General features: G+C 70.3%; 5 protein-coding genes and 1 pseudogene. 4 read left to right on the top strand and 2 right to left on the bottom strand.

Translation table 11 applies throughout. From position 1 onward, the window contains the following. Positions 1–152 precede the first annotated feature (152 nt). Both ACFV0G_RS06480 and ACFV0G_RS06475 read right to left on the bottom strand, forming a co-directional pair. On the bottom strand, positions 153–2,672 hold the full coding sequence (locus ACFV0G_RS06480) for a discoidin domain-containing protein (protein WP_380542626.1): 2,520 nt from the start codon (positions 2,670–2,672) through the stop codon (positions 153–155). A gap of 377 nt (positions 2,673–3,049) precedes the next feature. Then, positions 3,050–4,294, bottom strand: coding sequence for an ROK family protein (locus ACFV0G_RS06475; protein ID WP_380542563.1), 1,245 nt, complete (start codon positions 4,292–4,294; stop codon positions 3,050–3,052). 150 nt (positions 4,295–4,444) lie between these two features. On the opposite strand from ACFV0G_RS06475, the gene ACFV0G_RS06470 reads away from it, so the two are divergent. From ACFV0G_RS06470 to ACFV0G_RS06455, 4 genes and pseudogenes are all read left to right on the top strand, one after another. Next, positions 4,445–5,761, top strand: a complete 1,317-nt coding sequence (locus ACFV0G_RS06470; RefSeq protein WP_380542560.1) for an ABC transporter substrate-binding protein — start codon at positions 4,445–4,447, stop codon at positions 5,759–5,761. 1 nt (position 5,762) lies between these two features. Next, a complete protein-coding gene (locus tag ACFV0G_RS06465) occupies positions 5,763–6,677 on the top strand; it encodes a carbohydrate ABC transporter permease (RefSeq protein ID WP_380542557.1) in 915 nt (304 codons plus the stop codon). Next, positions 6,670–7,512, top strand: a complete 843-nt coding sequence (locus ACFV0G_RS06460) for a carbohydrate ABC transporter permease (protein WP_380542552.1) — start codon at positions 6,670–6,672, stop codon at positions 7,510–7,512. Before ACFV0G_RS06465 ends, ACFV0G_RS06460 begins: the two co-directional genes overlap by 8 nt. Before the next feature lie 2 nt (positions 7,513–7,514). Continuing rightward, a pseudogene (locus tag ACFV0G_RS06455) lies at positions 7,515–8,072 on the top strand (family 1 glycosylhydrolase); the annotation flags it as partial. Positions 8,073–8,090 lie beyond the last annotated feature (18 nt).

Below are 8,090 nucleotides of genomic sequence, written 5' to 3'. Positions count from 1 at the left end.
TGCTGGGCCTGGGTTTCTTTAGGCCCGTTGAGGCCCGCATCGCGCGTGTGACGCCGGGGTTGCGTGGGCGGCGGCTCGGGCATTGGGGGCCGGCCGGGCGGCCTCACCGGCCGGTGGGGGTCAGCCCCTCACCCGCCGGGTGCGGTCGGCCGTCACGGGTAGGAGACGACGTTCGACGGGGTGGTGGAGGTGCCGGAGGTGGCGGCGCCGGTGTCGTTCACCACGTGGTTGAACTGGCCGTTCCCGCCCAGCGAGTTGACCAGGATGTCGTGCAGCTTGACGTTCGGGGTGTTCGGGACCTCGAAGCCGTGGTCCACCACGATGGTCGGGTCGACGTTGAAGTAGCAGTAGCTGCCCAGGCCCCAGGCCTCGTGGCTGGTGACGTTGTTGTCGACCTTGTACGCCGCGAAGCCCTTGGTGGTGCCGTTCTGCACGGCGGCCTGGTTCGGGGCGTCGTAGGCGATCTCGTTCTGGAAGAAGATCGTCCGGCCGCCGTTGCCGGACCACTCCACGTCGTACTTCTTGAAGTGCTCCACGAACAGGCCGGTGGCCAGCACGTTGTTACCGCCCACGAGCATGCCGTAGTCGGCGGCGTTGACGTCCCAGCCGACGCCCGCGCCGTGGTCGGCGCGCCAGATCCAGGTGTGGTCGATGACCGTGTTGTTGCTGTTGATCACCATGCCGGCGGTGGTCCTGCCGGCGCCGGCGCCGCCGACCCGGACGAAGACGTCCTGGATGACGGTCGGGTCGTTGCTGTGGTCGGCGCCCGGGCCGGAGCCGCCGACCTGGAGCAGCGACGGGGAGTTCACGGTGCCGGCGTCCAGCAGCAGGCCGGCCATCTTGACGCCGTCGACGTCGGCGACCTTGATCGCGGTCACGCCGTTGTCCGGGATGACGGTGGCGAGGCCCAGGCCGAGCACCACGGTGTCCGGGCGGGTGATGTTGATCGTCTGGTCGACGTGGTAGACGCCGGGGGTGAAGAGCAGGTTGAGGCCCTGGGCCAACGCCTGGTTGATGGTGGCGGCGGTGGCGCCCGGCTTGACCAGGTAGAACTGGCTCAGCGGGAGCGAGGAGCCCTGCGGGGCGCCGGCGCCCCAGGAGGTGCCGCGGGCGTTGGTCCGCTTCGCGGGCACGAACACCTTGTAGTCGCTGCCGTCCAGGTAGAGGAACGGCTTCTCCTGGGAGACCGGGGTGGTGTCCAGGGTGGTGTACGGCGGGTTGGGGAAGCCCTGTGCGGGCGCGCCCTGGACGCCGGAGAACACCTGGTTCCACACGCCGTTGGAGAACCCGCCGATGGAGCTGTCGCGGGTGTACCACTGCTGCTGCGAGTAGTTGCCGACCTGGCCGTCGATCTTCGAGTCGGCGATGTAGCCGCCGCTGGCCCAGCCGTAGCCGGACGGCGCCAGGTTGAGGCCGCCCTCGACGTGCATCCGGCGGAACGGAGCGGCCTGCGCGACGGCCCAGCGGTCGGTGCCGCTGACCGGCTTGAGGTGCAGGTTCTCCGCGGAGCGCCAGAAGTTCTGGGTGGCGTTGCCCTGCATCCAGCCCGCATCGACGGTGACGTCGCCGTTGAAGGTGGTGTCGTCCGGGTTCAGGCCGAGGCCCGCGATCGAGGTGTAGAAGCCGATCTGCGCGTTGATGTTGTTGTACGTGCCGGGCTTGAACAGCAGCGCGTAGCGGTCGGTGCCGAACTGGTTGGACTCCTGCTTGGCGAAGACCTGGTCCACGGTGGCCTGGATGTTCGGCGTGGAGGGGTCGAAGACCAGGACGTTCGGACCGAGGTCGCCGCCGCCCTGCACGGGCGGCACGGTGGAGCCGCCGCCGGTGTGCACGCCGAACTCCCAGAGGGAGTATCCGTATCCGGTGCCGCGCTGGGTTCCGTACAGCCGGACGTAGCGGCCCGAGCCGGAGACGTCGAGGGTCTCGTTGCCGCCGGCGCCGGTGGTGGTGGAGTAGACCGTCGTCCAGGTGGTGCCGTCGGCGGAGGTCTGGATCTGGTACGCCCTGCCGTACGCGGCCTCCCAGTTGAGGGTGACCTGGCACAGCTGCTGGACGGAGCCGAGGTCGACCTGGAGCCACTGCGGGTCGGCGGCGGCGGAGGACCAGCGGGTGCCGGTGTTGCCGTCGACGGCGGCCGAGGCCGGGGTGCCGGCGTTCTCGGTCGAGGAGGCGGTGGCGGCCTTGCCCTGCGCGGCGTTGGCGGTGTCGCAGGTGGGCGGGGTGCTGCCGAAGGAGCCGTAGACCTGGAACTCCCAGAGGGAGTAGCCGTATCCGGTGGCCCGGGTGACGCCGTTCATCCGGACGTAGCGGCCGCTGCCCGAGACGTTGAGGGTCTCGGTGCCGCCGGCGCCGGTGGTGGTGGAGTAGACCGTCGTCCAGGTGGTGCCGTCGGCGGAGGTCTGGATCTGGTAGGCCTTGCCGTACGCGGCCTCCCACTGGAGGAGGACCTTGCTGATCGTCGCGGACTGGCCGAGGTCGACCTGGATCCACTGCTGGTCGCTCGCGGCCGAGGACCAGCGGGTGCCGGTGTTGCCGTCGACCGCGTAGGCGGCCGGCGTGCCGCCGTTCTCCACGGAGGACGCGGTGACCGTCCTGCCCTGGGAGATCAGGGTGTCGGCGGCGTGGGCGGCGGTGCCGGGGAGCGCCAGGACGGCGCCCGAGAGCAGGGCCATGCCCAGCAGGGCGGCGGAGCCGCGGCGTCCGGCACCGGGGCGTGCTGAAGTGAGCCTCACGGGCTTCTCCTGCGGTGGGGTGGGTGGGGGTGGGTGGGGGCGCCGGCGGTCCGAGTGTCGGCGGGGGACCGGCCCGTACGGCCGGGCCGGCGCGGCGCAGGGGCGCCGAACGGAGTGCGGGAAAGAGCGTCGCCGGTCGTTCGGCCGAGCTCGGGAGAGCGCTCCCCGGAGGGAGTCTGTGGGGCTCCGATCTCAGGTGTCAAGTCCTCGGAGCGGAGTTCCGGTACGGATCAACCGGCTTGCCGAGGAAGCGGGTTGACCCGCCGCCAGGACCTGCGGACGGTGCGTTCGCGCAGGTCGTCAGGGGTGGCGGCGGGTCAGCGCAGGGCCGGCGCCGCCCCGGCCAGCCGCTCGGGGAGGTCGCCGCCGGACTCCAGGAAGTGCCAGAGCGGCAGGGTGGCCGCGCCGACGGTGACCGCGTCCGGGCCCAGCCGACCGAGGTCGATCGAGGTCTGCGCGCGGGGGAAGCGCAGCGCGTACGCGGTGGCGGCGTCGCGGATGTCGGGCAGCAGCCGGGGGCCGAGCATCAGGCCGGCCCAGCCGCCGATCACGATCCGCTCCGGGTTGAACAGGTTGATCAGGTCGGCGATCGCCGCGCCGAAGTACTCGGCGGCCTCGGTGAGCAGCCCGACGGCCTCGGGCTCGCCCGCCTCGGCGGCGGCCAGCAGTGCGGCCAGCCCGGCCTTCTCGCTGGACCCGGCCGGGGCCCGGCCCCAGCGCTCGACCAGGGCCTCGGCGCCGACGTACGCCTCCAGGCAGCCGCGTGAGCCGCAGCGGCACAGCCGGCCGCCGACGTGGACCTTGGTGTGGCCCCACTCGCCCGCGCTGCTGGTCGCGCCGCGGAACCTCGCGCCGTCGGCGATCACGCAGGCGCCGACGCCGGAGCCGAAGAGGGCGACCACCGCGTGCCGGGCGCCCCGGCCCGCGCCGAACCACATCTCGGCCTGGCCGAGCGTCTTGGCGCCGTTGTCGACGTAGAGCGGCAGGTCGGTGCCGGCGCGCAGCATCCGGCCGAGCGGGACGGCGTCCCAGTCGACGGTCTGGCTGTGCACCACGATGCCGAGCCCGTCGGTGCCCGGATCGCCCTGCTCGACGATGCCGGGCACGCCGACGCCGACGCCCAGCACGGTCGCCGGGTCGATGCCGGAGTCGGCCAGCACCTCGGACAGGCCGGTGAGGATGAGCTCCACCACGTGGTCCGCGTCGTGGCCGCTGTCCGAGAGCGGGTGGTCGCTGGCGGCGAGCTCGGTGAGCCCCAGGTCGAAGAGCGCGACCCGCACCTGGGTCTCGCCGACGTCCACGCCCACCAGGTGGGCGCGGTCGGGCGGCACCTGGAGCAGGATCCGCGGGCGGCCGCCGTCGGAGTCGACCGAGCCGCACTCCTCGACCAGGCCGTCGGCGAGCAGTTCGCCGATCACGTTGCTGACCGAGCCGGCGCTCAGTCCGCTGATCCGCCCCAACTCCTGCCTGCTCAACGGTCCTTCGAAATACAACCGTTGCAAAAGGGTGGATCTGCTGCCGCGCCGCAGGTCGCGGACCGTCTGCTTGCCTCGCTCTGCCATCGTTTCTCCCTCCTACCGGGAATCTATCGCTGCCGATCCTCTTGACGCCAGCTTTTCTCACACGTTAAATCACGCCCTGAAGTAAGCCGCTGGCCGGTCACTTCACCCCACCCCCACCACGCCACCCACCCGCCCGAGAGGGGCATGGTCATGCGTATCAACCGTCTGGCTGCCGCGACCGCCGTCGTCGCCACCCTGGCTCTCACCGCCACCGCCTGCGGCGGCGGTTCCAGCACGTCCGGTTCCGGCGACAACAGCAGCCCGAAGACGCTCACCTACTGGGCCAGCAACCAGGGCCCGAGCGTCGAGGCGGACAAGGCGACCCTGGAGCCCGAGCTCAGAAAGTTCGAGCAGCAGACCGGCATCAAGGTCAAGCTCGAGGTCATCCCGTGGTCCGACCTGCTCAACCGCATCCTCGCCGCCACCACCTCCGGCCAGGGCCCGGACGTCCTCAACATCGGCAACACCTGGTCCGCCTCGCTCCAGGCCACCGGCGCGCTGCTGCCCTTCGACGCCGCGACCTTCGACAAGATCGGCGGCAAGGACCGCTTCCTGCCCGCCACCCTCGCCTCGGCCGGTGCCGCCGGCAAGGACCCGGCCGCCGTCCCGCTCTACTCCATGGCCTACGGCCTCTACTACAACAAGAAGCTCTTCCAGGCAGCCGGCATCGAGCGCCCGCCGGCGACCTGGGACGAGCTGGTCGCGGACGGCCAGAAGCTCACCAAGGACGGCAAGTACGGCATCGCCGTCGAGGGCGGCAACGGCTCCGAGAACGTCCACCACGCCTTCACCCTCGGCAAGCAGCAGGGCGCCGACTTCTTCGACGCCTCCGGCAAGCCCACCTTCGACAGCCCCGGGGCGGTCGCCGCGGTCAAGCAGTACATCGACCTGATCGCCAAGGACAAGATCGCCGCGCCGGGCAACGCCGAGTACGCCAACAACCAGTCCGTCACCGACTTCGCCACCGGTAAGGCCGCCATGCTGATGTGGCAGGCCGCGGGCGCCAACCTCAAGTCGCACGGGATGAACCCCGACGACTACGGCGTCGCCCCCGTGCCGATCCCGGCCGGCGCCACCGGCGACAAGGCCACCAGCTCCATGGTCGCCGGTATCAACCTCGCCGTCTTCAAGAACACCAAGAACCTCGACGGCGCCCTGAACTTCGTGAAGTTCATGACCGGCAAGGACGAGCAGATCCAGCTCAACAAGACCTACGGCTCCATCCCGCCGGTCACCGACGCGCAGTCCGACGCCGCGTTCGCCACCCCCGAGCTCCAGGCCCTCTCCAAGGTCCTCGGCACCAGCGCCCAGCCGCTCCCGCAGGTCGCCAACGAGAGCCAGTTCGAGACCCTGGTCGGCACCGCCGTTAAGAACCTGTTCGCCGCCGCCGCCTCCGGCAAGGCGATCACCGACGACAGCGTCAAGGCCGAACTCACCAAGGCCCAGCAGCAGATGCCGGCCAACTGACGTGCGACAGCGACTGCGCCGAATCGGCCTGCCCTACCTGCTCCTGCTCCCGGCACTGATCCTGGAGCTGCTGATCCACCTGGTCCCCATGGTGGTCGGCATCGTGATGAGCTTCCGACAGCTCACCCAGTTCTTCATCCGGGACTGGTCGTCCGCACCGTGGACTGGCCTCGGGAACTACCACCTCGCGGTGGACTTCAACGCCCCCGTCGGCCAGTCGCTGCTCAACTCGTTCTGGGTGACCTGCGCCTTCACGATCCTCGCCGTCGGCCTCTCCTGGCTGGTGGGCACCACGGCGGCGATCATGATGCAGGACGCCTTCCGCGGCAGGGGGCTGCTCCGCGCGGCCTTCCTGCTCCCCTACGCCCTCCCGGTGTACGCGGCCGTGATCACCTGGTCGTTCATGTTCCAGCGGGACACCGGGCTGGTCAACCACGTCCTCCACGACCAGCTCCACCTCACCTCCGACAAGCCGTTCTGGCTCATCGGCGACAACAGCTTCACCGCACTGGTCACCGTCTCGGTCTGGCGCTCCTGGCCGTTCGCGTTCCTGACCCTGACCGCGGGCCTGCAGAACATCCCCCGCGAGCTCTACGAGGCGGCGGCGATGGACGGGGCCGGCGTGTGGCAGCAGATCCGCCGGATCACGCTGCCCTCGCTGCGCCCGGTCAACCTCGTCCTGATCCTCGTCCTCTTCCTCTGGACCTTCAACGACTTCAACACGCCGTACGTGCTGTTCGGCAAGTCGGCGCCGGAGGCGGCGGACCTCATCTCCATCCACATCTACCAGTCCTCCTTCGTCACCTGGAACTTCGGCACCGGCTCGGCGATGTCCGTGCTGCTCCTGCTGTTCCTGCTACTGGTGACGTCGGCCTACCTGTTCATCACCTCGCGTCGGAGGGGCGCCGATGATTAACCCGCCTGCGTCCTTCCGCTGGATCCGGCGGATCGTGCTCTTCCTGCTCGCGGTCTTCACGCTCGTCCCGGTGGGCGTGATGGTCAGCTCCTCGCTGAAGCCGCTGCAGGACGTCCAGGGACCGTTCCGGTGGATCCCGAGCACCCTGACGATCCGTCCGTACTTCGACATCTGGAAGACCGTCCCGCTCGGCAAGTACTTCGTCAACTCGCTGATCGTGTCCGGCGGGGCGACCCTCTTCTCGGTGCTGATCGCGATCGTCGCGTCCTACGCGGTGAGCCGGTACCGCTTCCGCGGCCGGCGGCTGTTCACCGTCACCGTGCTGTCGACCCAGATGTTCCCCGGCATCCTGTTCCTGCTGCCGCTGTTCCTCATCTTCGTCAACATCGGCAACACCACCGGTATCGCCCTCTACGGCAGCCGGGGCGGACTGATCCTCACCTACCTCACCTTCTCGCTGCCGTTCTCGATCTGGATGCTGGTCGGCTACTTCGACTCCATCCCGCGGGACCTCGACGAGGCCGCACTGGTCGACGGCTGCGGCCCGATCCGGGCCCTGGTGCGGATCATCATCCCGGCCGCCATCCCCGGCATCGTCGCCGTCGCCGTGTACGCCTTCATGACCGCCTGGGGCGAGGTGCTCTTCGCCTCGGTCATGACCAACGACGAGACCCGCACCCTCGCCGTCGGCCTCCAGGGCTACGCGACGCTCAACGACGTGTACTGGAACCAGGTGATGGCCGCCTCCCTGGTGGTCAGCGTCCCCGTGGTCGCCGGCTTCCTCCTCCTGCAGCGCTACCTCGTCGCCGGACTGACCGCCGGCGCCGTCAAGTGACCCTGATTGAAAGGCCAGTTGTGAACGACCTCAACGCTCTCCCGGAGGACTTCGTCTGGGGCGCGGCCACCTCCGCCTACCAGATCGAGGGTGCCGTGGACGAGGACGGCCGCGCGCCCTCCATCTGGGACACGTTCTCCCACACCCCCGGGAAGATCGACAACGACGACCACGGCGACACCGCCTGCGACCACTACCACCGCTACGCCGAGGACACCGACCTCATGAAGCGGCTCGGGCTGGGCGCGTACCGCTTCTCGGTCGCCTGGCCGCGAGTGGTGCCGCAGGCCGACGGCCGGGTCAACGCCGAGGGCCTCGCCTTCTACGACCGCCTGGTGGACGGCCTGCTGGAGGCCGGCATCACCCCGCACGGCACCCTGTACCACTGGGACCTCCCGCAGGCCCAGCAGGACCGCGGCGGATGGCCCGAGCGGGACACCGCCGAGCGCTTCGGCGAGTACGCGGCGGTGGGGGGGGGGCGGGGCGGGGGCCGGGGGGGGCGCGGGGCCACCCACCACGAGCCCCACTCCGCCGCGGGGAGCGGCCACCGCGAGGGCAAGTAGGCGGCGGGGGGGACG

Origin of the sequence: Kitasatospora sp. NPDC059571, from assembly GCF_042735675.1 — a bacterium.
Classification (GTDB): domain Bacteria; phylum Actinomycetota; class Actinomycetes; order Streptomycetales; family Streptomycetaceae; genus Kitasatospora.
This window is presented reverse-complemented; position numbering and strand designations above follow the sequence as displayed.